At 68.1% G+C, this 25,119-nt stretch carries 20 protein-coding genes; 9 read left to right on the top strand and 11 right to left on the bottom strand.

The features are described from left to right. Window position 1 precedes the first annotated feature (1 nt). The 6 genes from AC1DVU_RS20675 to AC1DVU_RS20650 are packed head-to-tail and all read right to left on the bottom strand — an operon-like array spanning window position 2 to window position 5,746. The gene (locus tag AC1DVU_RS20675) at window positions 2-841 is read right to left on the bottom strand and encodes an ABC transporter permease (RefSeq protein WP_476924342.1); all 840 of its coding nucleotides are present in this window, start codon (window positions 839-841) and stop codon (window positions 2-4) included. Next, complete coding sequence (locus AC1DVU_RS20670) at window positions 841-1,614, bottom strand: MlaE family ABC transporter permease (RefSeq protein ID WP_476924341.1); 774 nt, start codon at window positions 1,612-1,614, stop codon at window positions 841-843. The genes AC1DVU_RS20675 and AC1DVU_RS20670 overlap by 1 nt, the downstream gene beginning before the upstream one ends. Continuing rightward, window positions 1,605-3,200 (bottom strand): FAD-binding protein, encoded by a 1,596-nt coding sequence (locus tag AC1DVU_RS20665; protein WP_476924340.1) that lies wholly within the window; start codon window positions 3,198-3,200, stop codon window positions 1,605-1,607. The genes AC1DVU_RS20670 and AC1DVU_RS20665 overlap by 10 nt, the downstream gene beginning before the upstream one ends. Further along, a complete protein-coding gene (locus AC1DVU_RS20660) occupies window positions 3,197-4,255 on the bottom strand; it encodes a 2Fe-2S iron-sulfur cluster-binding protein (protein WP_476924339.1) in 1,059 nt (352 codons plus the stop codon). Before AC1DVU_RS20660 ends, AC1DVU_RS20665 begins: the two co-directional genes overlap by 4 nt. Beyond that, complete coding sequence (locus AC1DVU_RS20655; RefSeq protein ID WP_476924338.1) at window positions 4,248-4,583, bottom strand: hypothetical protein; 336 nt, start codon at window positions 4,581-4,583, stop codon at window positions 4,248-4,250. Before AC1DVU_RS20655 ends, AC1DVU_RS20660 begins: the two co-directional genes overlap by 8 nt. Further along, on the bottom strand, window positions 4,583-5,746 hold the full coding sequence (locus tag AC1DVU_RS20650; protein WP_476924337.1) for a 3-ketosteroid-9-alpha-monooxygenase, oxygenase component: 1,164 nt from the start codon (window positions 5,744-5,746) through the stop codon (window positions 4,583-4,585). The genes AC1DVU_RS20655 and AC1DVU_RS20650 overlap by 1 nt, the downstream gene beginning before the upstream one ends. A 60-nt stretch (window positions 5,747-5,806) precedes the next feature. Here AC1DVU_RS20650 and AC1DVU_RS20645 point away from each other — a divergent pair, with 60 nt between their 5' ends. From AC1DVU_RS20645 to AC1DVU_RS20625, 5 genes are all read left to right on the top strand, one after another. Next, window positions 5,807-6,991: an acyl-CoA dehydrogenase family protein gene (locus AC1DVU_RS20645; RefSeq protein WP_476924336.1), complete on the top strand. Its 1,185-nt coding sequence runs from the start codon at window positions 5,807-5,809 to the stop codon at window positions 6,989-6,991. Between the two features lie 26 nt (window positions 6,992-7,017). Further along, on the top strand, window positions 7,018-8,115 hold the full coding sequence (locus AC1DVU_RS20640) for an acyl-CoA dehydrogenase family protein (RefSeq protein ID WP_476924335.1): 1,098 nt from the start codon (window positions 7,018-7,020) through the stop codon (window positions 8,113-8,115). After that, entirely contained in the window at window positions 8,112-9,644 is a 1,533-nt protein-coding gene (locus AC1DVU_RS20635) for an AMP-binding protein (RefSeq protein WP_476924334.1), read from the top strand. Before AC1DVU_RS20640 ends, AC1DVU_RS20635 begins: the two co-directional genes overlap by 4 nt. Window positions 9,645-9,708: 64 nt before the next feature. Beyond that, a complete protein-coding gene (locus AC1DVU_RS20630; RefSeq protein ID WP_476924333.1) occupies window positions 9,709-11,328 on the top strand; it encodes a serine/threonine-protein kinase in 1,620 nt (539 codons plus the stop codon). Between the two features lie 144 nt (window positions 11,329-11,472). Continuing rightward, the gene (locus AC1DVU_RS20625) at window positions 11,473-14,538 is read left to right on the top strand and encodes a glycoside hydrolase family 16 protein (protein ID WP_476924332.1); all 3,066 of its coding nucleotides are present in this window, start codon (window positions 11,473-11,475) and stop codon (window positions 14,536-14,538) included. Window positions 14,539-14,862: 324 nt separating this feature from the next. Here the strand turns inward: AC1DVU_RS20625 and AC1DVU_RS20620 are convergent, their stop codons facing one another. Beyond that, entirely contained in the window at window positions 14,863-15,966 is a 1,104-nt protein-coding gene (locus tag AC1DVU_RS20620) for an NAD(P)H-dependent flavin oxidoreductase (protein ID WP_476924331.1), read from the bottom strand. Beyond that, on the bottom strand, window positions 15,956-17,602 hold the full coding sequence (locus AC1DVU_RS20615; protein WP_476924330.1) for an acyl-CoA synthetase: 1,647 nt from the start codon (window positions 17,600-17,602) through the stop codon (window positions 15,956-15,958). Before AC1DVU_RS20615 ends, AC1DVU_RS20620 begins: the two co-directional genes overlap by 11 nt. A gap of 46 nt (window positions 17,603-17,648) precedes the next feature. Here AC1DVU_RS20615 and AC1DVU_RS20610 point away from each other — a divergent pair, with 46 nt between their 5' ends. Then, window positions 17,649-18,443, top strand: a complete 795-nt coding sequence (locus AC1DVU_RS20610; RefSeq protein ID WP_476924329.1) for a crotonase/enoyl-CoA hydratase family protein — start codon at window positions 17,649-17,651, stop codon at window positions 18,441-18,443. 190 nt (window positions 18,444-18,633) lie between these two features. Here AC1DVU_RS20610 and fadD8 read toward each other — a convergent pair whose 3' ends face one another. The 3 genes from fadD8 to AC1DVU_RS20595 are packed head-to-tail and all read right to left on the bottom strand — an operon-like array spanning window position 18,634 to window position 21,509. Then, window positions 18,634-20,202, bottom strand: coding sequence for a fatty-acid--CoA ligase FadD8 (gene fadD8, locus AC1DVU_RS20605; protein ID WP_476924328.1), 1,569 nt, complete (start codon window positions 20,200-20,202; stop codon window positions 18,634-18,636). After that, on the bottom strand, window positions 20,203-21,051 hold the full coding sequence (locus AC1DVU_RS20600) for an SDR family oxidoreductase (protein ID WP_476924327.1): 849 nt from the start codon (window positions 21,049-21,051) through the stop codon (window positions 20,203-20,205). Beyond that, on the bottom strand, window positions 21,048-21,509 hold the full coding sequence (locus AC1DVU_RS20595; RefSeq protein ID WP_476924326.1) for a nuclear transport factor 2 family protein: 462 nt from the start codon (window positions 21,507-21,509) through the stop codon (window positions 21,048-21,050). The genes AC1DVU_RS20600 and AC1DVU_RS20595 overlap by 4 nt, the downstream gene beginning before the upstream one ends. A gap of 89 nt (window positions 21,510-21,598) precedes the next feature. On the opposite strand from AC1DVU_RS20595, the gene AC1DVU_RS20590 reads away from it, so the two are divergent. The 3 genes from AC1DVU_RS20590 to AC1DVU_RS20580 are packed head-to-tail and all read left to right on the top strand — an operon-like array spanning window position 21,599 to window position 24,779. Next, the gene (locus AC1DVU_RS20590) at window positions 21,599-22,558 is read left to right on the top strand and encodes a Zn-ribbon domain-containing OB-fold protein (protein ID WP_476924325.1); all 960 of its coding nucleotides are present in this window, start codon (window positions 21,599-21,601) and stop codon (window positions 22,556-22,558) included. Continuing rightward, complete coding sequence (locus AC1DVU_RS20585; protein ID WP_476924324.1) at window positions 22,558-23,616, top strand: thiolase domain-containing protein; 1,059 nt, start codon at window positions 22,558-22,560, stop codon at window positions 23,614-23,616. The genes AC1DVU_RS20590 and AC1DVU_RS20585 overlap by 1 nt, the downstream gene beginning before the upstream one ends. Next, a complete protein-coding gene (locus AC1DVU_RS20580; protein WP_476924323.1) occupies window positions 23,613-24,779 on the top strand; it encodes a thiolase domain-containing protein in 1,167 nt (388 codons plus the stop codon). Before AC1DVU_RS20585 ends, AC1DVU_RS20580 begins: the two co-directional genes overlap by 4 nt. Window positions 24,780-25,119: the final 340 nt, after the last annotated feature.

The raw sequence follows: 25,119 nt of genomic DNA, 5'->3' as shown, positions 1-25,119 counted from the left end.
GCTACCCCGTGATCCGCACGGTCGTGGTCGATCCCCAGATCGCGAAGCTCAGGAAGAAGTTGGCCACGACCACCGTCACGATGGACGAGCGGATCGCGCGGCCGACGGCCAGCCCGACGCCCGCAGGTCCGCCGGAGGCGGTGTAGCCGTAGTAGCAGTGGATCAGGATGATCGCGACGGCCAGGAAGATCATCTTCCCGAACGACCACAGGATGTCGACCGGTGGCAGGAACTGGCGGAAGTAGTGGTCGTACGTGCCGACGGACTCCCCGTAGATCATCGTGGTGATGAGCCGCGGGGAGAGGTAGGACGCCAGCAGAGCCACGCAGTAGAGCGGGATGACCGCGACGAAGCCGGCGATCATGCGGGTCGTCACCAGGAACGGGATCGAGGGCACGCCCATGACCTCGAGGGCGTCGATCTCCTCCGAGATCCGCATCGCGCCAAGACGTGCGGTGTAGCCGCAACCGACCGTGGCCGCGAGTGCGATGGAGGAGACCAGCGGGGCCACCTCACGCGTGTTGAAGTAGGCCGAGATGAACGCCGTGAACTTCGCGACGCCGATCTGGCTCAGCGACGCGTAGCCCTGCAGGCCGACCTCGGTGCCGGCGAAGAACGCGAGGAAGGCGATCACGCCGACGGTGCCGGCGATCACCGAGAGCGCCCCGACTCCGAAGACGACTTCCGTGAGGGTCTTGGCAACCTCCCTGCGATAGCTGCGCAACACGTGCGGCACCGACGCGAGCGCCTTGCCGTAGAACAACAGCTGGTCGCCCATCGTCTCCAGGCGGATGCGTCCGGACTTGACGGCTGAGCCTCCGAGCTCGGTGAGGACGCTCATCAGAGGCCTGCCTGGGGGACGAACTGGAAGTAGAGCGCCGTGATGATCGAGTTCAGCATAAAGAGCAACATGAACGAGAGGATCACCGACTCGTTGACGGCCCGGCCGACGCCGGCGGGACCGCCGCCGGCGCTGAGGCCCTTGTAGGACCCCACGATCGCGGCGAGGAACCCGAACGTCGCGGCCTTGATCATCGAGACGTAGATGTCGGGCAGCGTGGCGAGCGCGGTGAACGAGGCGAGGAACGCTCCGGCGGAGCCGCCCTGCACGATCACCGTGAAGTAGTAGCCACCGGCGATGCCGGCCGTGATGACGATGCCGTTCATCAGCATCGCCACGGCGACCGTCGCCAGGGCCCGAGGCACGACCAGGCGCGCGATCGGGTCGATGCCCAGGGTCTCCATCGCGTCGATCTCCTCGCGCATCTTGCGCGCGCCGAGGTCGGAGCAGATCGCCGACCCGGCCGCACCCGCGATGATCAGGGCCGCGGCGATCGGCGCCGCCTCCCTGACCGTGGCGAGGACGGCGGTGGCACCGGCGAACGACTCGGCGCCGAGCTGACCGGTGAGGTTGCCGACCTGGAGCGCGATGACCGCGCCGAACGGGATTGACACGAGGATCGTCGGCATCAGGGTGACGCTCGCGACGAACCAGGCCTGCTCGACGAACTCGCGGCTCTGGAAGCGGGTCGTGAACGTCAGCTTGGCGACGTCCCAGGACATGGCGGCGACCTGGCCGGGGCCACGGACAACCGATGCAAGGCTCACGCCCATGTCTCCTCCTGTGGTCCGTCGACCCGGGTGTGACGAGACCCAGAACGTAGAGCGCTGGTGGGGGGCGCTGTCGGCGTGACTACTGATGAGTAACGACCGGATGTGATGCCGGTTACGTTTTTTGCCGTCATCTCGGCCGCATGGCGCCCGGCACGCCGGCCGAAGAACGACGCCTCGCCGAGCTGCGTTCCCGATGCGTATCCCTTGCCGTCCACCGCGATGTTGGAGGCGCAGGCGCCCGCTGCATACAGGCCGGCGACGGCAGAGCGATCGTCCTGCAGCACCCGGCCGTCGGGATCGACCCGCAGGCCACCGCACGTGAATCCGGAGTAGAAGGCCTGTCCCGGCGTCAGGTCGTACGCGCCGTAGGGCGGCTGGTCGAGCGGCGCGACGTAGGGCGCGGCCTTGTGGAACGCGGGGTCGTGACCGTCACGCGCTGCCGCGTTGTAGTCGTCGAGGGTCCTGGCCAACGAGCCCTCCGGCACACCGAGCCCGACTTCCATCTCCGCGACGGTCTCCCACCCGTCGACGAGGGGCTGCAGGCCGTACGCAGGCTCGGCCATGTGCACCGAGTCGAGGATCAGCCACGCCTTCTGCTCAGGCTGGTCGAACACGAACGCCGAGGTCCGCGAGTGGTAGGAGTCCTCGGCGACGAACCGCTCACCCCGGTTGTTGACGCAGATCCCCTTGACCAGGTCGCCGGGAGGATAGAACGGGGCGGTCAGGAACGCGCCCTCCATGTGCTCGGTGGCGCCGCCGACCGATTCACCCAGACGGATGCCGAGGCCGTCGTCGTACGTGTTGCCGAGCGCCATGCCACGTGCCAACAGTGCCTCGAGCGGCGGGGCGAACGCGTGGACCATCTCGGGGTTCATCACGAAGCCACCGGCCGCGATGACGACGGCATCAGCCCGCACGGCGCCGGTCTCGGCGAAGCGCTTCCAGGCTGCGCCGACGACTCTGCCGCCGTCCGTCACCAGTGCCGTGGCCCCGGTCTCGTAGCGGACCTCGACGCCCAGCTCGTCCAGCCTCTTCAGGGCGAGGTCGAGCACGAGTGCGCCGCCTCCGGAGTCGCCAACCACCGGGGGCTGGTGCCCACGCGGTGCCGGGACGGAGAGCTCATGGAACGGCCACACTTTCTCGTTGCCGGTGAACATCACGCCCTCGGTGCCCGGCGCCATGACGGACTTGCCCGGGAAGTACGTCCGCTCGAACTCGAAGCCCAGTGACTCCAGCCAGTGGAAGTGCTCGACGCTGCCCTCGCTGTAGAGGCGGATCTTCTCGGGATCGCATTCGGGCGAGACTGCCTGGAGGTACTTCGCCATCTCGGCCGGCGTGTCCTCGTAGCCGCTGACCTCCTGACAAGGGGTGCCGCCGCCGAGATAGAAGTGGCCGCCAGCCATCGCGCTGGTGCACGACAGCCGGCCGCCGCGGTCAAGCACGAGCACCCGAGCGCCGGCCTGCGCCGCTTCGATCGCGGCTGCGGTCCCGGCCATGCCGGCACCGATGACCAGCACGTCGACCTCGTCCGACCACGACGCCACAGCGTCAGCCGCCACGTCGGCGGGAATCTCCACGCTCGTCACGAGTACGTCACCTTGACCTTCTCCGACGCCGGCTCACTCTGGCAGCCGAGACGGATGCCGTCGGCCAGGTCCTCGTCATCGAGCACGTCATTGGCGCGCATCGTCACGTCACCCTCCAGCAGGCGCACGGCGCACGCGGAGCACTCACCCTCCCGGCAGGAGTACGGAGCCTTGACCCCCTTGCTCTCGAGATGCTCGAGGAGGGTCGTGCCGGGTCCCCAGTCGGTGTACTCGTAGTCCACACCGTCGAGCTCGACCTGCAGGTGCACCTGCCCGACCGGCGATGGTGCCTCGTCGTCGTCACCGGCACCCGGCTCACGCTCCGCAGCGGTCTCGAACGGATTGCCGCCCAGGGACACGAACTTCTCCTGGTGGCGGCGATCCCGCGGGAACTCGAGCTCCTTGAGCGCTGCCACGGTCGCCGCCATGAACGGCGCCGGCCCGCACACGAAGGCGTCCCACTCGACGTACTGCGAGGCGAAGGCGCGCAGCTGGGCCTGGCTGGGCAGGCCCTGCACCGACTCGAGCCAGTGCACGACCTGCAGGCGATCGGGGTGCTCGGCGGCGAGCTCGGCGAGCGCCTGGTGGAAGATCACCGAGCGCTCGTCGCGATTGGCGTAGAACAGCACGATGCGTCCGGTCCCGCGGGCCAGGGAGGTGCGGATGATCGACATCACCGGGGTGATGCCGCTGCCGCCGGCGAACAGCAGCAGGTCGGCGTCGAGGTCCTTGGGCGTGAAGATCCCGCTCGGCGGGAGCACCCGCAGCCGATCGCCCGGCCGGAGCTCGCTGCAGATCCAGCCGGAGGCGTAGCCGTCGGGCGTACGTTTCACGGTGATCGTCAGCGGGCCCTCCTCGTCAACGGGCGTCGACGAGAGTGAGTAGCTGCGCGCCACGAGTCCCGTGCGGTCGCTGGGCACGGCGACGGTGAGGAACTGCCCCGGCGTATAGCTGAAGCGATCACGGTGCTCGCCCGGGTCGAGAACGACCGAGCGGGCATCGCCGGTCTCCTCGATGACGTCGAGCACCTCGAGCTCGAAGGAGTTCTCACTCATGATCGTGGTGGCCCTGGTCGAGGCCGGCCGGGTCGACCCCGGTGCCGACCGTGACCATGCCCTCGCTCACGGCGTACTCGATCGACGCCGCCAGCTGCGGGCAGCCCGAGTGGACGGGGCGACCGTCCTCACGCTGGTCCAGATCGGAGAAGACGGCACAGGTCTCCACGGCCTCGCGGGTCCACTGGATCGAGGTGTGGTGCTCGATGTTCTTGCGCACCATGACCCGGGCCTGGCACTGCCGACAGGTCACGTCCGACAGGCTGCTCCGGGTGTAGAGCTCCCGATCGTCCAGGGTCTCCCGGAGCGTGGGGACGATGTACGCCATCAGGCGTCAGCCGTCTCGACGGCGCTGTCGTTCGCAGCGGCGCGGTCCTCGGCCTCCTTGCGCGCGAGGTTCTCTGCGACCTCGGCCCGCCAGTTCTCGTTGGCCTTGGTGGTGTCGACCTCGAACTCGAACCGTTCGACCATCTCGGTCTCGATGTCGGCCTTGTCGACGTAGAACTGCTCGTACCAGCGACGCAGCTGGTAGACCGGCCCGTCCTCCTCGCAGAGCAGCGGGTTCTGCACGGGCGCCTTGTTCTGCCAGATAGCGACGTCCTGCAGGAAGCCCACCGAGAAGCTCTCGACATACTTCTTGCCGATGTAGTCGGCGGTGGCATCGTCAACGCCCTCGGGCTTCTCGACGCACAACCCGAACTGCAGGTTGAACGAGTTGGGACCCGTCGGGATGTGGCAGTTGATCAAGATGACCTTGGTCAGGAAGCCCTTGTAGTCGGTGTCGAGCCAGTTGATCATGTAGGACGGCCCGAAGTAGGTGGCCTCCGACTTGAGGACGAGGTCTTCGTCGCCGTAGCCCTCGGCCTTCATGTCCGGGCGGCCCGTGGACTCCATGAACTGCGTGGCCTTGTCGCCCTCGAACACGTTGCGGAAGTTCGTCGGGAACGCGAAGTGGATGTAGAAGAAGTGCGCCATGTCGACGACGTTGTCGATGATCTCGCGGCAGTGGGCGTTGTCGACCTCGATGACGTCCCAGGTCCAGTCGGTGTACTTGTCCGTGCCCACGCCCTCGAGGACCGGCGGCAGTGCGTCGTGGTCGGCCGGGCTTCCCTCGGGGTCGTGCCAGATCATCAGCTGGCCGTTGCGGACCACGCTCTCGTAGCGCTGGGTACGCGCCCGCAGTGGCACCCGCTTGGCATACGGAATCGCCTTGCACTTGCCGTCGCCGCCCCAACGCCAGTCGTGGAACGGGCAGGCGATCTCGTCGCCCTTGACGGTGCCCTGCGTCAGGTCACCGCCCATGTGCCGGCAGTAGCCGTCCAGGACGTGCAGCTCCCCCTGCGAGTCACTCCAGACGACGAGCTTGCCGCCGAAGGCCGGCACCGCATGCGGCTTGCCGTCGGCGAAGTCACGCTCGAGGCCCAGACAGTGCCAGCCCCGGGCGAATCGCTCCGGAACAGAGCCAGTGTCGAGCACGCGGGTCTCAGTCACGATTGCCTCCGATTGCGGTCCCCAGTGGACCAAAACGAGAACACGTTATAGTTTTACCACATGTACGTCGCCCTGACACCGGCCCAGCTCCGCCTTCGTGATGAGCTCAAAGGCTACTTTTCCGAGCTCGTCACGCCTGAGCGTCGCGCGGCTCTCGCCGCGTCGTCCGGGGAGTTCGGGGACGTCACCGTCTACAAGGACGTCATCCGGCAGCTCGGCACCGACGGCTGGCTCGGCATGGGCTGGCCGGAGGAATGGGGCGGGCAGAACCGCTCGATGGTCGACGAGCTGATCTTCACCAATGTCGCGGCCGTGGCGGGTGTGCCGATCCCCTACCTGACGCTCAACACCGTCGGCCCGACGATCATGCGCTACGGCACCCAGGAGCAGAAGGAGTACTTCCTCCCCCGCATCGTGCGCGGGGAGCTGCACTTCTCGATCGGCTACTCGGAGCCGGGCTCGGGCACGGACCTGGCGTCTCTGCGTACGCGCGCCGAGCTCGACGAGTCCACCGGGGAGTGGGTCGTCAACGGGCAGAAGATGTGGACCTCGCTGATCCAGTACGCCGACTGGATCTGGATGGCATGCCGCACCGATCCTGACCTGCCCCGCCACAAGGGGCTGTCCATGATCCTCGTCCCGGCCGACGCGGAGGGCTTCTCCTACACCCCCGTCCACACCATCGCCGGCGTCGGCACGAGCGCGACCTACTACGACAACGTGCGGGTGCCGGCCGACAACCTCATCGGCGAACGCGGTGGCGGCTGGGCCCTGATCACGAACCAGCTCAACCGCGAGCGCGTGGCTCTCACCTCGTCGGCGCCCCTGGTCCACTCGATCGAGCTCGTCACCGACTGGGCGCGGCAGACCAAGGACGCCAACGGCATACGCGTCATCGATCAGCAGTGGGTGCAGGTCCTCCTCGGCCGGGCGCAGGCTCGCACCGAGGCTCTGACCCTGATGGGCTGGAAGCTCGCCACCGAGATCGACACCCTCTCCCCGGCGGACGCCTCCGCCATCAAGGTCTACGGCTCAGAGCTGGCGATCGAGGTCTACCGCGCCCTCATGGAGGTCGTCGGACCCGCAGCCGGCATCGCCGCCGACTCGTCCGGGGCCGTGCTCGCCGGCCGGCTCGAGCGCTACTTCCGCTCCTCCTTGGTCATGACCTTCGGCGGCGGCACCAACGAGATCCAGCGGGACATCATCGGCTACGTCGGGCTCGGCCTTCCGGCCGCGCAGCGCTGAATCCCAGAACTGCTAGGAGCGCACGCATGGACTTCACCTTCTCCCCCGAAGCCGACGACGCCGCTGCCCTCGCGGCGACGATCCTCGCCGACCACACCACGCCATCACGGCTGGCCGAGGTCGAGGCCGCCGGCAACCGGTTCGATCCGGTCCTGTGGCGCGCCCTCGGCGACGCCGGCCTGCTCACGCTCACCACCCCCGAGGCGTACGACGGCGCGGGGCTCGGCTTCGTCGAGCTGTGCCGCGTCCTCGTCGAGGTCGGCCGCACGGTCGCCCCGGTGCCGCTCGCCACGGACGCCGTCGCGCGTACGTTCCTCGGCGAGCATGGCACCGACGACCTGCGATGGCTCGGATTCGGCTCTGACGTGTTGAGCTGCGCGATCACCGAGGAGCACGAGCACGCTCCGACCGTGCCGACATCCACCGCGGCGCAGGACGGCGATGAGTACGTCCTGACCGGCTCGAAGTACCTCGTTCCTGCCGCTACCGTCGCGACTGCATTCCTGGTACCCGCGTCCACGCCGACCGGGACCGCCGTCTTCCTGGTCGACTCCGGCGCCGCCGGCCTGCACATACACGAACAGCACCTGAGCGACGGCGATGTCGCGGGCCTGCTCGAGCTCGACGGTGTCCGCGTGTCCGCCGACAGGGTCGTCGGTGCCGCCGACGGCGAGGCAGCCCAGCGGCTGGTTGACCTCCTCACCGTCGCGACGTGTGCCGTGCAGCTGGGGGTCACGGAGGGTGCCGTCGCGCTGACGGCGGAGTACGCCAAGACACGGGAGCAGTTCGACCGGCCGGTCGGAACGTTCCAGGCGGTGTCACAGCGACTCGCGGACGGCTACATCGACACCCGCTTCCAGGCGCTCACGGTGTGGCAGGCGGCCTGGCGGCTGGCCGAGCGACTGCCCGCCGCCGAAGCCATCGCCACGGCCAAGCTCTGGGCGGCGGACGCCGGCCACCGGATCGCGCACACGACGGTGCACATCCACGGCGGCGTGGGAGTCGACCTCGACGGCGTGGCCCACCGCTACTTCACCGCTGCCACGCGGTACGAGTTCCAGCACGGCGGCGCGACCGAGCAGGCGTTGCGCCTCGGCCGGCTCCTCGCCGCCGAACCGGCGTGACCGTACGGGACCTCCTTCTGGCGCGAGCCGAGCAGGACACCCCAGCACTGCTGACCCACGAACGTACGTGGACCTGGCGCGAGCTCGTCGCCGACGCATCGGCCCGGGCGGGTGCCGTCGAGCGCCTGCTTGACCGGCAGCGTCCTCCGCACGTCGGCCTGTTGATGGACAACACCGCCGAGATGCTCCTCGGCCTGGCCGCCGCCGGGTTGGGCGGGCACGTCGCGGTAGGCGTCAACAGCACCCGTCGCGGCGAGGCGCTGCTGGCCGACCTGCACCGCGCCGACGTCCAGGTGCTCCTGACCGACTCGATGCAACGCCATCTGCTCGACGGGCTCGACCTGTCCGGCATCCAGCTCATCGACACGGACGAGTGGGACGTGCAGCCCGCTGAGGCCCCTGACGCATCACCGACCGATGACTCGCTGTTCATGCTGATCTTCACGTCGGGCACGAGCGGGCGGCCCAAGGCGGTGCGCATCACCCACGAGAAGGTCACCTATCCCGGTCAGTACCTCACCGAACGCCTCGGCCTCACCTCCGACGACGTGCACTACGTCGCGATGCCGCTGTTCCACTCGAATGCGGTCATGGCGGGCTGGGCACCTGCTCTCGTCACCGGCGCTGCGGTGGCGCTCCGCGCGCGGTTCTCTGCCTCGGAGTTCCTCGCGGACGTACGCCGGTTCGGTGCGACCTACGCGTCGTATGTCGGCAAGCCCCTGACGTACGTGCTGGCCACGCCCGAGCGAGCCGACGACGCCGACAACCCCTTGCGCCTCGTCTTCGGCAACGAGGCAGGCGATCGCGACATCCGAGCGTTCGCGCAACGATTCGGCTGCCGCGTCATCGACGGGTTCGGCTCGACGGAGAACGCCGTCACGGTCAGCAAGCTCCCGGACACGCCGCCGGGCGCGCTCGGCTGGCCGGCTGACGGGGTGGCCGTGTACGACCCCGCGACCGGCCGGGAGTGCCCGCGCGCGGAGCTCGACGAGAACGGCCGGGTCGTCAATCTCGATGAATGCGTCGGCGAGCTGGTCAACACGACCGGTGCCGGGCAGTTCGCCGGCTACTACAACGATGAGGAAGCGACCGCCGAGCGGATGCTCGGAGGCATGTACTGGTCCGGCGACCTCGCCTACCGCGACACCGAGGGCTGGGTCTGGTTCGCGGGGCGTACTGCTGCGTGGCTTCGGGTCGACGGCGAGAACCTCGCCTGCGCACCGATCGAGCAGATTCTGCTCCGCCATCCCGCGATCGACCAGGCCGCCGTCTACGCCGTGCCGGACGAACGTGCCGGCGATCAGGTCGCAGCGGCGCTTGTCCTGCGGGGCGAGCTCGGCCCCGATGAGCTGGAGCTGTTCCTCGACGAGCAAACCGACCTGTCGCCGAAGGCGCGACCGCGCTTCGTCAGGGTGCTCGACGACCTGCCGCGTACGGCGACGCACAAGGTCATCCACCGCGAGCTCACCGCGGCCGGCACCACCGACGTCACCTGGATCCGCGAAGAGCGTGGCACCCGTTATGGCTAGGCGGCACTGCGTACCAACGGGGTCTTGAGGGTAGTCATCTCGACGACCTTGAGAGGAGCCGGGAATGCCGCCCACGACGATCGCCGGCCGCTATGCGGTTGAACGCGCAGTCGGCCGTGGCGGCATGGGCACGGTCTGGCTGTGCCGCGACGAATTGCTGGGTCGTCACGTGGCGATCAAGGAGGTCGGCAGCATGCCGGGCGAATCGACGTCGGACCTGGCTCGGGCGCTGCGCGAGGCTCGCAACTCCGCCGCACTGAACCATCGCAATGTGGTCGCCATCTACGACGCCGTCGAGGACGGCGATCGCAACTGGCTCGTCATGGAGTACGTCCCCTCACGCAATCTCGCCGAGATCGTCGCCGAGGAGGGCCCGCTACCGCCCGAGCGACTGGTCTGGATCGGCGCTCAGGCTGCCGACGGGCTAGCAGCCGCCCATCAGCGCGGGACCATCCACCGCGACGTCAAGCCCGGCAACATCCTCGTCACCGAAGACGACCTCGTGAAGATCAGTGACTTCGGGATCGCCCGGACCCACGGTGACCCGCGGCTCACCCGGTCTGGCGTGGTGACCGGTACGCCTGCCTACTTCGCGCCGGAGCTCGCCAAGGGCCAGGATCCCACCGTCGCCGCTGACGTGTGGGGCCTGGGAGCCACGCTCTACGCCGTGGTGGAGGGCCGACTGCCCTACCCCGACCAGCCCAACGCGATCGCGCTGCTGTCCCGCATCGCCACCGAACCCCCCGCTCCGCTGGAGAAGGCGGGATTCCTGACCGAACCCATCACCCGGATGATGGACCCGGATCCCAGCACCCGGTGGACGATGCCTGACGCGGCGCACGCCTTGCATCGCCTGCACGAGCAGTGGGGCATCCCATCGACCGGACCGACCACGGTGTCGTTCACGCTCCCCGTTGCGGAGCCGAGCGAGACGACGACCGAGATCGACACGCCGGTTGTGCCACTGAGGCCGACGGAGCGGCCTCCCGAGCCGGTGCCCCTTGCGTCGGCCACCGCGCCAGCCCCGGGCTCGCCGTCGCCTCCGACGGCGGACCCGGCACCAGATGACCCGGGGCAGCGGCCCGGTCGCCGGCGGCGGACGGCGCTTGCCACCGCAGCGCTGCTCCTCGTCACCGCCGGTGTCCTCGGTGCCTACCTGCTCAACCAGAAAGACGGCAACCCTTCGGCACGTGAAGCCCCCACGAGTTCTCAGACGTCGGAGCCGAGGGGTTCCCCCGAACCTTCGGACGACAACGGCAGCGGCAAGGGCAAGACCACCTCAACCGACCAGCCCGGGCCCACCGACTCTTCGGGCTCATCGGGTTCTTCGGGCTCCTCGGGTTCCTCGGGTTCCTCGGGTTCCTCGGGTTCTTCGGGCAGCACGGCCTCCGACCCGGGCCAGTTCGTGAAGGACTACTACTCCCACCTGCCGAGTGACACCGAGACCGCCTGGGCCCTCCTGTCCCCCGGCATGCAGGCCCGGGTCGGGAGCTATGGCAACTACGTCGGCTTCTGGCGCACGATCCAACAGGTGCGCGTCGACGGGTCCACACCGATCGGCGACGGGCTCGTCGACGTACGACTGACCTACACGACGAGCCGCGGTGTCGAGTCCGAGACGAGACGGCTCAGCCTGCAGAAGACGGGCAACGGCTTCCTGATCGCCGGTGACCAGATCGTGTAGCTTCCGCTCGCCCGGTCACAGCGGGCGGCATGTATGTACGCCTGGAACCCCAGCAAATCTTGAGAGTCTTTCTCATTTCGCCCCTACAGGGCTCACTCGACGTTTATCGTTCAGATTGAGATACCCAAGGGGAGGGTGACGCTCATGTTGAATCCGTTCACGCGCCAGGGAGTAGGCCGAACGGTCACCGCGGTCGTTGCCGCGGTGACGATCACCGCGGGAATGCTGGTCGCGTCCAGCTCGCTGAGCTCAGCAGCCGCGGCAGACCCGGTTGCCACCACGACGACCTTGAAGCTCAACGCCGACGGCACCGGAACGGTCGAGGTCACCGCCGAGAACGGTGTCATTCCGACGAACTACGTGGACCTGTGGATCGACTCGACCTACCAGAAGCCCTACACCCTGACGAACGGCAAGGCGGCCGTCGACCTGGGAACGCAGCCTCTCGGTGAGCACCAGATCTACGTCCGCTACCGCGAGAACAGCACGACCAAGGCCAGCGACGCTCTCACATACTGGACCGCACCAGGGACCGTCCAGTCGCCCACCACGACGACGCTGAAGCTCAACGCCGACGGAACCGGAACCGTGCAGGTCACTGCCGAGAACGGCGTCACACCGACCAACTACGTCGACCTGTGGATCGACTCCGTCTGGCAGAAGGCCTACGCCCTGACCAACGGCAAAGCCGACATCGACCTCGGGACGCAGCCTCACGGTGAGCACCAGATCTACGTCCGCTACCGCGAGAACAGCACCACCAAGACCAGCGATGCCCTCACCACCTGGACCGCGCCCGGCACCGTCCAGTCGCCCACGACCACCACGCTGAAGCTCAACGCCGACGGCACCGGAACCGTCCAGGTCACCGCCGAGAACGGCGTCACACCCACCAACTACGTCGATCTCTGGATCGACTCCAACTGGCAAAAGGCCTACGCCCTCACCAACGGCAAAGCCGACGTCAACCTGGGCACCCAGTCCCACGGCGACCACCAGATCTACGTCCGCTACCGCGAGAACAGCACCACCAAGACCAGCGATGCCCTCGTCACCTGGACCGCACCCGGCACCGTCCAGTCGCCCACGACCACCACGCTGAAGCTCAACGCCGACGGCACCGGCACGGTCGAGGTCACCGCTGAGAACGGCGTCACACCAACCAACTACGTCGACCTGTGGATCGACTTCAACTGGCAGAGGGCCTATGCCCTCACCGACGGCAAGGCCACGATCGACCTGGGCACCCAGGCCCCGGGCGACCACATCATCTACGTCCGCTACCGGGACAACAGCACCACCAAGGCCAGCGACGCGATCACGTACTGGACCGCCCCGGGCACCGTCCAGTCGCCAACCACGACGACCCTGAAGCTCAACGCCGACGGCACCGGAACCGTCCAGGTCACCGCCGAGAACGGCGTCACTCCGACCAACTACGTGGATCTCTGGATCGACTCCGTCTGGCAGAAGGCCTACGCCCTGACCAACGGCAAAGCCGACATCGACCTCGGGACGCAACCTCACGGCGACCACCAGATCTACGTCCGCTACCGCGAGAACAGCACCACCAAGGCCAGCGACGCGGTCACCTACTGGACCGCCCCGGGGACCGTCCAGTCGCCCACCACGACGACGCTGAAGCTCAACGCCGACGGCACCGGAACCGTCCAAGTCACCGCCGAGAACGGCGTCACACCCACCAACTACGTCGATCTCTGGATCGACTCCGTCTGGCAGAAGGCCTACGCCCTCACAGGCGGCAAGGCCGACGTCGACCTCGGCACCCAATCCCACGGCGACCACCAGATCTACGTCCGCTACCGCGAGAACAGCACCACCAAATCCAGTGACGCACTCGTCACCTGGACCGCGCCCGGCACCGTCCAGTCGCCAACGACCACCACACTGAAGCTCAACGCCGACGGCACCGGAACCGTCCAGGTCACCGCCGAGAACGGCGTAACGCCAACCAACTACGTCGACCTCTGGATCGACTCCAACTGGCAGAAGGCCTACGCCCTCACCAACGGCAAGGCCGACGTCAACCTGGGCACCCTGCCGGGAGGCGAGTACCAGATCTACGTGCGCTACCGCGAGAACAGCACGACCAAGAGCAGTGAGGACATCACCACCTTCACGGTCGCAACCGCTGAACAGGTGCCGACCACGACCACCCTGACAGTTCTCCCTGAGGGAACTGGAACGATCCAGGTCACCGCCCCGAACAAGGTCCCGACCAACCTCGTCGACCTGTGGGTCGACGGCCAGTACAAGGGCGCCTACACCCTGACCGGCGGCAAAGCCACCTTCGATCTGGGGTCCCGGCCCGGGGGCGATCTCCCGGTGCGGGCTCGCTACCGGCCGAGCGCCACCGATCAGGCGAGTGAGGCGACCGTGGTGTGGTCCGTCGACACCGCTCCCAAACCCGACCCCACAGCGTGCGGAGCGTCGGTCCTGAAGGCCAACGGCCAGCCCTGGACGTGCACCTTCGCCGACGACTTCAATGGCACGACGCTGGATCGCACCAAGTGGACTCCCCAGGAGATCTTCGGCACCGGCGGCAACGAGCTGGCCTGCTACGTCGACTCGCCCGAGAACATCTCGGTCGCGAACGGCGCTCTCAACCTCAACCTGATCAAGGGCGAGCCCAAGCCGTGTGCCGCTCACAACGGCGCCGTCACCTCGTACACGTCGGGCATGGTGTCGACCTTCCACAAGTGGTCACAGAAGTACGGACGCTTCGAGGCCCGGATCAAGAACACGGCTTCCACGACCTCCGGCCTCCACGAGGCGTTCTGGCTGTGGCCCGACACCCGTTATCCCGAAGGTCAGGGCGGCTGGCCGGCGAACGGTGAGATCGACATCGCGGAGACCTATTCGAACAACCCCGACCTGATCGTGCCGTTCCTGCACACCATCCTCGATCTGCTCGGCTCGATTCTCACCGGGACGACCCAGAACACGACGTACGACTGTCGGGCCACCCGCGGCGTGTGGAACACGTACACGCTGGAATGGAGCCCGGAACGACTCGAGATCTTCGTCAATGGGCACACCTGCCTGGTCAACACGTCGGGCGACCCGGCGTTCAACAAGCGCTACATCATGGCCTTCACGCAGGCACTCGGCTCACAGGGCAACGAGGCGACCGTCGACACGACGTTGCCGGCAACCATGTCGATCGACTACGTGCACGCCTGGTCCTGACGGCGACGGCCCCTTGCGAGCTTGCGAGCGGGGGGAGCGAGGAACGAGCGACCGAAGGGGCGTACGACGACAGGCTCGGCCGAGCACTCGACCTCACCACCCTTCGCTCGCAGAGCTCGCTCCCAGTCGGCCGCGGGCGGCCTCCTTAGGGAACGGGAACACCGGCCCCTAGCGAGCTTGCGAGCGGGAGGGAGCGAGGGACGAGCGACCGAAGGGGCGTACGACGAGAGGCTCGGGCGAGCACTCGACCTCACCACGCTTCGGGGCCTCGTCCCTCGTCCCCTCCCGGCCTCCTCCGCCGGCCTAGCGAGCGGGAGGGGACGGTCAGAGGCTCGAGAGGCGCTTGACGGTTTCCTCGTACTCGTTGATCAGGTCGGCCATGACCTCGGCGACCGGGCGCACCTCGTTCATCGAGCCCACGATCTGACCCACCGGCATCGAGATCACGTCGGGGTTGCCCGCGGAGTTCATCCGGCTGTGCGCGTCGGCCACGAGCAGGTTCTGCAGCGGCATCGGCAGGGGTGAGGGCGCCTCCTCGGTGTCCCACGCCTGCGTCCACTTGGTCTTGAGCAACCGCGCGGGCTTGCCGGTGTAGATGCGCGTACGCACGGTGTCGGCGCTGGACGCTCGCAGGAACGCCTCGGTCATACCGGCGTTGGTGTTGAGGTTCTGGTACTCCTCGGTGGTCAGCCACACCGAGCCGGTCCAGACGCCTTGCGCGCCGAGGGCGAGGGATGCCGCCACCTGACGGCCGCGGCCGATGCCACCGGCGCCGAGCACGGCGACGTCGGGGCCGACCGCGTCCACGATCTCCGGGGTCAGGACCATGCTGGCGATCTCGCCGGTATGGCCGCCGGCCTCATAGCCCTGGGCGATGATGATGTCGACGCCGTTCGCCACGTGCGACAGTGCGTGCTTCGCCGCTCCTGCCAGCGCTGCCACCTGGACGCCGGCCTCGTGCGCCTGGTCGATGATGTCCTTGGGCGGCGAGCCGAGGGCGTTCGCGATCAGGACCGGGCGGTGCTTCCCGCTCAGTGCTACGTCGACGTGCGAACGGGCGACGGAGTGCAACCAGCCCAGCACACCGGCCCGGCCTTCGCCCTCGGGCAGCGGCGGCACGCCGAGCTGCTGCAGGGTCCGCTCGACGAAGCTGATGTGCTCCTCCGGGATCATCGCCTGCAGGTCGACGGCCTTGCCCTCGGTCGGCACCTTCATCGGCATCACGACGTCGACGCCGTACGGCTTGCCGTCCGTGTTGTCGTCGAGCCAGTCGAGCGTGCGATCGAGCTCGTCGGCCTCGTTGAACCGGACACAGCCCAGCACGCCCAGGCCGCCGGCCCGGGAGACCGCGGCGGCAACGTGCTCGGACGGGGTGAACGCGAAGATCGGGTACTCGATCCCAAACCGCTCGCAGAGCTCAGTGCGCATCAGCGACTGCCCCCTCAACGGCGCCGCGGTGAGCGGCCTCGGCGATGTCCTTGGCGGCCGGGTAGTTGGCCTTCCCCGTCGCGGTGCGCGGGATCTCCTCGACGTACGCGACGGAGCGCGGCAGCTTGTACCCCGAGATCAGCCGGCGCAGGTGCGTCTGCAGGTCCTCCAGGCTTGGCGGCTCGTCGGACCGCGACTGGATCACCGCGGACACGTGGTGTCCCCACTTCTCGTCCGGGAGCCCGACGACGAGTGCGTCATAGACGTCGGGGTGGCTCTTGAGCGCCATCTCGACCTCTTCGGGGTACACCTTCTCGCCGCCGGTGTTGATGCAGTTGGAGCCGCGACCGAGGAGCGTCACCTTGGTGTCGGCCTCGATGCGGGCGTAGTCACCCGGCACCGAGTAACGCTTGCCATCGACCTCGAGGAACGTACGCGCTGACTTCTCGGGGTCGCGGTAGTAGCCGATCGGCACGCTGCCGGAGCGAGCCAGCCGGCCGATGGCGCCGATGTTGGCGGGATCGATCGGCTGGTTGTGGTCGTCCAGCACGACGGTCTCCGCGCCGAGCGCGACGACGGGGCCCTGCCCCTGGATGTTGTCGCTGTCCTGCAGCCCGGTGCCGGAGAACCCGGTCTCCGACGAGCCGATCGAGTCCGTGAAGAACGCGTTGGGGAACGCCTTCATCCAGACCTCCTTGACCGGACGGCTGAAGATGGCGGCGCTGCTGGCGATGGCCACGAGCGAGCTGCCGTCGAAGTTCCCGGCTTCGTACGCCTCGATCAGCGGGCGCGCCATCGCGTCGCCCGTCATGAAGATCAGCTGGACCTTTTCGCGGTCGATGATCCGCCAGGTCTCCTCGGCGTTGAACGTCGGCTCGAGGATCGTGAGGTGCCCGGCGAACAGGTGCATCAGCATCGCGGCCTGGGCGCCGCCGTGCATCAGCGGGCTGAGCGGGAACGTCACCATCGGGTCGGTCGTCTTGGCGTTCTCCGACTGCGTGAACTCCTCGATCCGGTCGCCGGTCATGAAGTCGATGCCGCCGCCGAGGACGCGCCAGAAGTCCTCGTGGCGCCACATGACGCCCTTGGGGAAGCCGGTCGTGCCGCCGGTGTAGACGATGTAGAGGTCGTCGCCGCTGCGCTCGCCGAAGTCCCGCTCGGCGCTCTGACCGGCGAACGCGTCCTCCCAGGTGATGCCGCCGTACGGTGAGACGTCGGCCTGGTGGTCGGGGTCGGTCGGGTCGGGCATCGCCACGATCGTGGTGAGCGTGGGGTGCTGCCGTGCGGTGGCGGCGACCAGATCGGCGTACGGACGCTCGTGCAGGAGCGCGACCATGTCGGAGTTCTCGATGAGGTAGCTGAGCTCGGCCTCGACGTAGCGGTAGTTGACGTTGATCGCGACCGCGCGGATCTTGAAGATCGCCAGTAGCGAGACGACGTGCTCGATGCTGTTCTTGGCGTAGATCCCGACGTGGTCGCCCGCGCCGATGCCGCGCGAGGCAAGGAAGTGCGCGAGCTGGTTCGACTGTGATTCCAGCTCGGCATACGTCAGCTTGCGCGGCCCGACCTGGAGGATCGGACGGTCGGGTACGGCGTCAACGGCGTGCTCGAACAAGTCGGCGATGTTCAGTGGCATGAGCCCAAGACTAGAACACGTTCTCGTTTTTGACTACGCTCTTGATATGCCTGCACACGAACCCCACTGCCTCGTCGAGCTCCAAGGCAACACCTTGGTCGTCACGATGAACCGTCCCGACGCTCGCAACGCGCTGTCCGCCGAGATGTTGTCGATCATGAGCGATGCCTGGGACCGGACCAACTCCGACCCCGACGTCAAGGTCGTGATCCTGACGGGTGCGGGTGGATACTTCTGCGCCGGCGCCGACCTCAAGTCGATGTCGTCCTCGGCGCCGTCGGACAAGTTCGAGTCCGGCGAGTTCGATCCGACGATCATCAAGCCGCTGCTCAAGGGCTTCCGGCTGACCAAGCCGCTCATCGCCGCCGTCGAGGGTCCGGCGATCGCCGGTGGCACCGAGATCCTGCAGGCCACCGACATCCGGGTCGCCGGCGAGTCGGCGCGGTTCGGCGTCTCCGAGCCGAAGTGGGGGCTCTATCCCTTGGGCGGCTCGGCTGTACGCCTGCCGCGCCAGCTCCCGTACACGGTCGCGGCCGATCTGCTCCTCACGGGACGGCACATCAAGGCGCCGGAGGCCAAGGAGATCGGGCTGATCGGGCACGTCGTCCCCGACGGTGAAGCGCTGACGAAGGCCCACGAGATCGCCGACATGATCGCCGCCAACGGACCGCTCGCGGTGCAGGCCGTGCTCAAGACGATCCGCGACTCCGAGGGCAAGCACGAGGACGACTGCTGGAAGGCCGATGCCGAGGTGGGCGCCGCGGTCTTCGCGTCCGAGGACGCGAAGGAAGGCCCCCGCGCCTTCGCCGAAAAGCGGAAGCCAGAGTTCCAGGGCAAATAGGGCCAGCGGCCATCCTCGCCGGTCGAGTAGCCCGCGAGCTCTGCGAGCCGTGGGGGTCCCCCCACGAGCTCTGCGATTAGGGGGCGTATCGAAACCACGTACGCCGACGGGCTCGCTCGAGCCATTGACCTCACGGGGTCTCGATACGGCTCGGCCGCGGGCGGCCTCCCCACTCGACCGACGAGATGGCTCAGCCGACGTTGCGGTCGCCGGTCCAGAACTGGGCTCGGAGCGCCTTCTTGTCGGGCTTGCCCAGCGCCGTCAACGGCAGGGAGTCCGCGACGATGATCTCCTTGGGCGACTGGACCGAGCCCTTACGGTCCTTGACCGACGCCTGGATCTCCGACTTCAGCTGCGCGAGCGATCGCCCGTCACGCTTGGCGTCCTCGCGGAGCACGACGACCGCAGTGACGGCCTCGCCGAACTTCTCGTGCGGGGTGCCGATCACGCCGACCTGAGCGACCGCGGGGTGCTCGGCTATGACGTCCTCGACCTCTCGCGGGAAGACGTTGAACCCACCACTGACGATCATGTCCTTGACCCGGTCGACGATGAACCAGAAGCCGTCCTCGTCCTCACGAGCGATGTCGCCGGTGTGCAGCCAGCCGTCGTGGAACGCCTCTGCAGTCTCGGCCGGCTTGTTGAGGTAGCCGCCCGCAAGCACCGGACCGGCGACACAGATCTCGCCCGGCTGCCCCTGCTCGACCGGCTCGCCGTCCTCGCCGAGCAGCGCCGTGCGCAGGAACGCGCTCGGACGTCCGCAGCTGGCGAGGCGTTCGGGCGTGTGGTCGGCCTTCGCGAGGTAGGAGATGACCATCGGGCACTCCGACTGGCCGAAGAACTGCGCGAAGATCTTGCCGAAGCGGTCGATCGCCTCCGCCAACCGTGTCGGGTTGCTCGGCGCTGCGCCGTAGTAGACGGTCTCCAGGCTCGACAGGTCGCGGGTGTGCGAGTCCGGATGATCCATGAGCGCGTAGAGCATGCTCGGGACGAGCATCGTCGCGGTGATCCGCTCCTTCTCGATGGTCTCCAGCACCTTGGCCGGGTCGAATCCGGGCAGCACCACGAGTCGGCCACCCTTGGCCACCGTCGGCGCGAAGAACGCCGCGCCGGCGTGGGACAGCGGCGTGCAGATCAGGAACGTCGGCGTCTCGGGCCACTCCCACTCAGCCAGCTGCACCTGGGTCATCGCGGCGATGCTCGCGGCGGTGCCGATGACACCCTTGGGCGTACCGGTGGTGCCGCCCGTGTACGTGATGCCGACGACGTGGTCCGGCGCGAGCTCCTTCGCGACGAGCGGTTGGTCGTCGTACGTCGCCGCCTTCGCGGCCAGGTCGTCGATCGTGATGACGGTCTTGAGGGAGGGGACCTTGTCCCGCAGCGCCTCGGCCCGCTCCAGGAACATCGGCACGTTGTCGACGATCAGTGCGCTGGCACCTGCGTCGTCGAGCACGTACGCGTGGTCGTCGAGCGAGCCCAGCGGGTGCAACGCCGTACGCCGGTAGCCCTGCGTCTGTCCGGCGCCGATCAGGAACAGCACCTCCGGCCGGTTGGTGGCCAGCAGGCCCACCGCCGCACCGGTACCGGCACCCAGGTCCTCGAGGGCGCGGACGTAGCGGCTCATCTGGTCGGCCATCTCCTGGCCCGTGATGCTGCGGTCGCCGAGCTGGAGCACGGGCGCATTTCGGTGGCGCTTGAGCGAGTCGAGGAGCATCTCCCCCGAGTGCGGTCCGCGATGGATGTCGGGATCGAGTGTCATCTAGCGTGCTCCCTTGCCCGGGCCCTTGACCCGTGGATCGTCCTTGAAGTTGATCGCGTCGCGCTCCGATGCGCCGACGGTGTTGATCGTGATGCCGCCGTCGACGTCGAGGATCGTGCCGGTGACGTACGACGAGGCGTCCGAGGCGAGGAACAGGGCCGCGTCGGCGATGTCGGCATGCGTACCCCAGCGGCGTAGCGGGGTCGACGCCGTGATCGTCTCCTTGATCCCCGGCATCGTCGCGATGACGTTGTCCATGCCCCAGGTGTCCTCGATCGGGCCGGGGCTGATGCCGTTGACGCGTACGCCCGCGGGTCCCCACTCGATCGCGAGGCACTTGGTCAGCATGTTGACGGCCGCCTTGGACGCGCAGACATGGCTCTGGAACGCGAGCGGCTTGACGGCTTCCGGTGCCGTGATGGCGATCAACGACGCCCCCGGCGTCCGCAGGTGCTCGAAGCTCGCGCGATAGAGGTTGAACGTGCCCATGAGGTCGATGTCGACGACGGACTGGAACGCCGACGACGACATGCCCAGTGCGGGCGCGTAGAAGTTGCCGGCCTGTCCGGCGACGACGATGTCGATTCCGCCGAACGTCTCGGCGGTCTCCTTCATCGTCTCGGCGACGCGGTCGTAGTCGCGGGCGTCGGCCGGCAGCCCCAGCGCCTCGCCGCCCTCCTCGCGGATCTCCTTGGCGGCCGAGGCGCAGCGCTCCTCATCACGGCTCATGACGACGACCTTGGCGCCCTGTGCCGCATACCGCTTGGCGATCGCGAGGTTGAACCCGCGCGTCCCGCCGGCGACGTAGGCGACCTTGCCCTCGAGGATGTTCTCGCCGAACACGGTCATGCTGACTCCCCCTTCGTGAACGATGCCATCGCACGTTCGGGCTCCCAGTACGCCTTCATCGATGCCACGCGGCCGTCGTCGTTGACGGCGTAGACCATGACCAGGTCGGTCGTGCTGTAGCTGCCGTCGGCGAACGTCGTCTTGATCCGGCCGATGTTGGCGCAGGTGTTGCCCTCGGGGTTCGCGAACGAGTCGTTGATCTCGAAGTCGAAGTGGTCTACGGGCGCGATCGCGGCATTCCAGAACGCGCGTATGCCGTCGTGGCCGCGGTGCCCCTTGCCCTCGGCGTCGAACATCGACGGCCCGACGGGGTCCTCGATCACGGCGTCCTCGGCGTAGACCGTGAGCCACTCGTCGAGGTCGCCCTTGGCGACGGCGGAGTACGAGCGCTGCGAGGCGGCGCGGGCTGGGTGCGGGTCGTTGGGTGCATTCCAGGTGATGGCATCGGACGAGATCATGTCGCGATTGTAGAACACGTTCTACTTTTGAGGTAGATGGCGGATCTGCCTACTTGCCGCCAAAACTAGAACATGTTTCACTTTGGGGCATGACGGAGCTAGGGACGCTGCACGCCCCCATGAAGGTCGAGTTCGACTACACCCGGTCGCTCGGCCCCACGCTGTCGGAGTTCATGACCGGCCTCAAACGTCGCCGGATCCTCGGCGGAGTGCTCTCCGACGGGACCGTCGCCGTGCCGCCGCCGGAGTACGACTCCCAGACGTACGATCCGATCACCGAGCTCGTGCCGGTCGCCGCCGAAGGAGTCGTGCAGAGCTGGGTGTGGGTGCCCGAACCCGTGCCGGGTCAGCCCCTCGACCGGCCGTTCGCCTTCGCCCAGATTGTCCTCGACGGCGCGGACAGGCCGCTCCTGCACGCGGTCGCCGTCGAGGCGCCAGACCAGATCCAGACCGGCATGCGCGTACGAGCGATGTGGGCCGAGGAGACCGTCGGCGCCATTACGGACATCCGATGGTTCGAGCCGCTCGACGACTCACCCGCGGCGACCCCCGGTTCCGACGACAGTGAAGCGGTGAGCGGGATCGTCTCGCCGGTGCACCTCGAGTACGACTTCGCCGCCTCGCCCGAGGAGTCGGCGTTCTTCCGCGGCCTCGCCGAGGGCCGGATCCTGGGCCAGCGGTGCCCGGTGTGCGAGAAGGTCTACGTGCCACCGCGCGGCGCCTGCCCGGTCGACGGCGTCCCCACCACGACCGTCGTCGAGGTGCCCGATACCGGCATCGTCACGACGTTCTGCATCGTCAACGTGCCGTTCCTCGGACAGAAGATCACGCCGCCGTACGTCTCGGCCTACATGCTGCTCGACGGCGCTGACATTGCGTTCCTGCACCTCCTGCTCGGCGTCGACCCCGCCGACGTACGCATGGGGATGCGGGTCAAGGCGGTCTGGAAGCCCCGCGACGAGTGGGGCACGACGATCGAGAACATCAGCCACTTCGAGCCGACCGGGGAACCGGACGCCGACTTCGAGACCTACAAGGTGCACCTGTGATGAGGGACGTTGCGATCGTTGGGTTCGCCCAGCGCCAGATGAAGGAGTTCGACGGCTCCCCCACGTGCGTGGAGCTGCTCGTCCCGATCTTCGCGGAGCTGTTCGAGCAGACCGGCTGGACCAAGTCCGACATCGAGTTCTGGTGCTCGGGGTCCAGCGACTACCTCGCCGGGCGGTCGTTCTCGTTCGTCTCGGCTGTCGACGCGATCGGCGCGCTGCCGCCGGTCATGGAGTCGCACGTCGAGATGGACGCGGCCTGGGCGCTCTACGAGGCCTGGGTCAAGATCCAGACCGGCCTGGTCGACACCGCGCTCGTCTACGGGTTCGGCAAGTCCAGTGCGGGTCAGCTGCGCCGCATCCTCTCCCTGCAGATGGATCCGTACACCGTCACCCCGCTGTGGGCCGATGCCGTTTCGGTGGCCGGCCTGCAGGCTCGGGCCGGCCTCGAGAAGGGCGCTTGGGACGAGGAGCAGATGGCAGGAGTCGTCGCCCGGTCGATGAGCGACGCCGCCGGCAACGAGAACGCCATCCGTTCGAGGGCCACCTCGGTCGAGGATGTCCTGGCCCAGCCGATGTACGCCGATCCGCTGCGCCGGTGGGACTGTGCCCCCGTCTCGGACGGCGCCGCGGCGATCGTCATCTCGGCAGCCGACACCCCGGCGTTCGACCGGCTCCCCGGCCCGGCGGCCTGGATCACCGGCATCGAGCACCGCATCGAGTCCGGAGCCCTCAACAGCCGCAACCTCACGATCTCCGCCAGCACGGCATCCGCCGGATCCGCCGCTGGCGTCGACGGGGTCGACCTGGCCGAGCTGCACGCGCCGTTCTCCCACCAGGAGCTGATCCTCGGCTCGGCGCTCGGCCTCGGCGACGACGTACGGATCAACCCGTCGGGCGGGGCGCTCACCGCCAACCCGATGTTCACCGCCGGCCTCAACCGGATCGGCGAGGCGGCGCGTCAGGTGTGGTCGGGTGCGTCCCAGCGCGCCCTCGCCCACGCGACCTCAGGGCCGGCCCTGCAACAGAATCTCGTACTCACGATGGAGGCTCGCGCATGAGCACATTGGCTGCTGTGGTCGGTGTCGGCCAGACCCACCACCGGGCCAAGCGCGGTGACGTGTCGATCGCCGGCCTCCTGCGTGAGGCGGTCGACCGCGCGCTGGCCGACGCCGAGCTGACGTTCGCCGACATCGACGCGATCGTCGTCGGCAAGGCGCCAGACCTGTTCGAGGGCGTGATGATGCCGGAGCTCTATCTCGCCGAGGCGCTCGGCGCAGCCGGCAAGCCGCTGCTGCGCGTGCACACGGCCGGCTCCGTCGGCGGCTCGACCGCGATCGTCGCCGCATCACTCGTCGAGGCGGGGATCCACGAACGGGTCCTCACCGTCGCCTTCGAGAAGCAGTCGGAGTCCAACGCGATGTGGGCTTTGTCGATCGCCGTGCCGTTCATCATGCCGGTGCACGCGGGCGCCGGTGGCTACTTCGCGCCCCACGTCCGGTCGTACATCCGGCGCTCGGGCGCACCCACCCACATCGGCGCGATCGTCGCCGCGAAGGACCGGCAGAACGCGCTGAAGAACCCGTTCGCCCACCTGCAGAACCCCGACACGACGGTCGACTCCGTGCTGGCGTCGCAGATGCTGTGGGACCCGATCCGGTACGACGAGACGTGCCCGTCGTCCGACGGTGCGTGCGCCCTCGTGATCGCGTCGGAGGACGCCGTCGAACGGTCCGGCATCAAGAACCCCGCCTGGATCCACGGCACCCAGATGCGCAGCGAGCCGACCACCGCCGCCGAGCGTGACCAGGTCAACCCGCACGCCGGCCGCGAGGCAGCGGCTGCGCTGTGGAAGCAGGCCGGCATCTCGTCGCCGATCGACGAGATCGACTGCGCCGAGATCTACGTGCCGTTCTCCTGGTTCGAGCCGATGTGGCTCGAGAACCTCGGCTTCGCCGAGCCCGGCGACGGCTGGAAGCTCACGGAGGCCGGCGAAACGGCGCTCGGTGGCCGCATCCCGGTCAACATGAGCGGCGGCGTGCTGTCCTCGAACCCGATCGGTGCCAGCGGCATGCTGCGCTTCGGCGAGGCCGCGCTGCAGGTCATGGGCGAGGCCGGCGAGCACCAGGTCGACGGCGCCCGCAAGGCTCTCGGTCACGCGTACGGCGGCGGCTCGCAGTTCTTCGCGATGTGGGTCGTAGGAGCCGACAAGCCAAACCACTAGGAGAATCTCGCCGGTCGAGTGGGGAGGCCGCCCGCGGCCGAGCCGTATCGAGACCTCGTGAGATCGATGGCTCGAGCGAGCCCCTAGGCGTACGTGGTCTCGATACGCACCTCGTTCCTCGGCCCTGCTTGACCGCCGACTACCCCGGTCGAGTGGAGGCCCAGTCGCCGGTCGAGTGGGGAGGCCGCCCGCGGCCGAGCCGTATCGAGACCTCGGGAGGTCGACGGCTCGAGCGAGCCCTAGGCGTACGTGGTCTCGATACGCTCCCTCGTTCCTCGGCCCTGCTTGACCGCCGACTACCCCGGTCGAGTGGAGGCCCAGTCGCCGGTCGAGTGGGGAG

Source organism: Aeromicrobium sp. P2_G6 (genome assembly GCF_056403535.1).
This window is presented reverse-complemented; position numbering and strand designations above follow the sequence as displayed.

Coding starts and splice junctions, on each gene's coding strand:
- AC1DVU_RS20660 (WP_476924339.1), bottom strand. CDS start 4,255: ATGAGTGAGAACTCCTTCGAGCTCGAGGTGCTCGACGTCATCGAGGAG.
- AC1DVU_RS20630 (WP_476924333.1), top strand. CDS start 9,709: ATGCCGCCCACGACGATCGCCGGCCGCTATGCGGTTGAACGCGCAGTC.
- AC1DVU_RS20620 (WP_476924331.1), bottom strand. CDS start 15,966: ATGCGCACTGAGCTCTGCGAGCGGTTTGGGATCGAGTACCCGATCTTC.
- AC1DVU_RS20670 (WP_476924341.1), bottom strand. CDS start 1,614: ATGGGCGTGAGCCTTGCATCGGTTGTCCGTGGCCCCGGCCAGGTCGCC.
- AC1DVU_RS20595 (WP_476924326.1), bottom strand. CDS start 21,509: ATGATCTCGTCCGATGCCATCACCTGGAATGCACCCAACGACCCGCAC.
- AC1DVU_RS20645 (WP_476924336.1), top strand. CDS start 5,807: ATGTACGTCGCCCTGACACCGGCCCAGCTCCGCCTTCGTGATGAGCTC.
- AC1DVU_RS20675 (WP_476924342.1), bottom strand. CDS start 841: ATGAGCGTCCTCACCGAGCTCGGAGGCTCAGCCGTCAAGTCCGGACGC.
- AC1DVU_RS20585 (WP_476924324.1), top strand. CDS start 22,558: ATGAGGGACGTTGCGATCGTTGGGTTCGCCCAGCGCCAGATGAAGGAG.
- fadD8 (WP_476924328.1), bottom strand. CDS start 20,202: ATGACACTCGATCCCGACATCCATCGCGGACCGCACTCGGGGGAGATG.
- AC1DVU_RS20590 (WP_476924325.1), top strand. CDS start 21,599: ATGACGGAGCTAGGGACGCTGCACGCCCCCATGAAGGTCGAGTTCGAC.
- AC1DVU_RS20580 (WP_476924323.1), top strand. CDS start 23,613: ATGAGCACATTGGCTGCTGTGGTCGGTGTCGGCCAGACCCACCACCGG.
- AC1DVU_RS20610 (WP_476924329.1), top strand. CDS start 17,649: ATGCCTGCACACGAACCCCACTGCCTCGTCGAGCTCCAAGGCAACACC.
- AC1DVU_RS20600 (WP_476924327.1), bottom strand. CDS start 21,051: ATGACCGTGTTCGGCGAGAACATCCTCGAGGGCAAGGTCGCCTACGTC.
- AC1DVU_RS20625 (WP_476924332.1), top strand. CDS start 11,473: ATGTTGAATCCGTTCACGCGCCAGGGAGTAGGCCGAACGGTCACCGCG.
- AC1DVU_RS20655 (WP_476924338.1), bottom strand. CDS start 4,583: ATGGCGTACATCGTCCCCACGCTCCGGGAGACCCTGGACGATCGGGAG.
- AC1DVU_RS20615 (WP_476924330.1), bottom strand. CDS start 17,602: ATGCCACTGAACATCGCCGACTTGTTCGAGCACGCCGTTGACGCCGTA.
- AC1DVU_RS20640 (WP_476924335.1), top strand. CDS start 7,018: ATGGACTTCACCTTCTCCCCCGAAGCCGACGACGCCGCTGCCCTCGCG.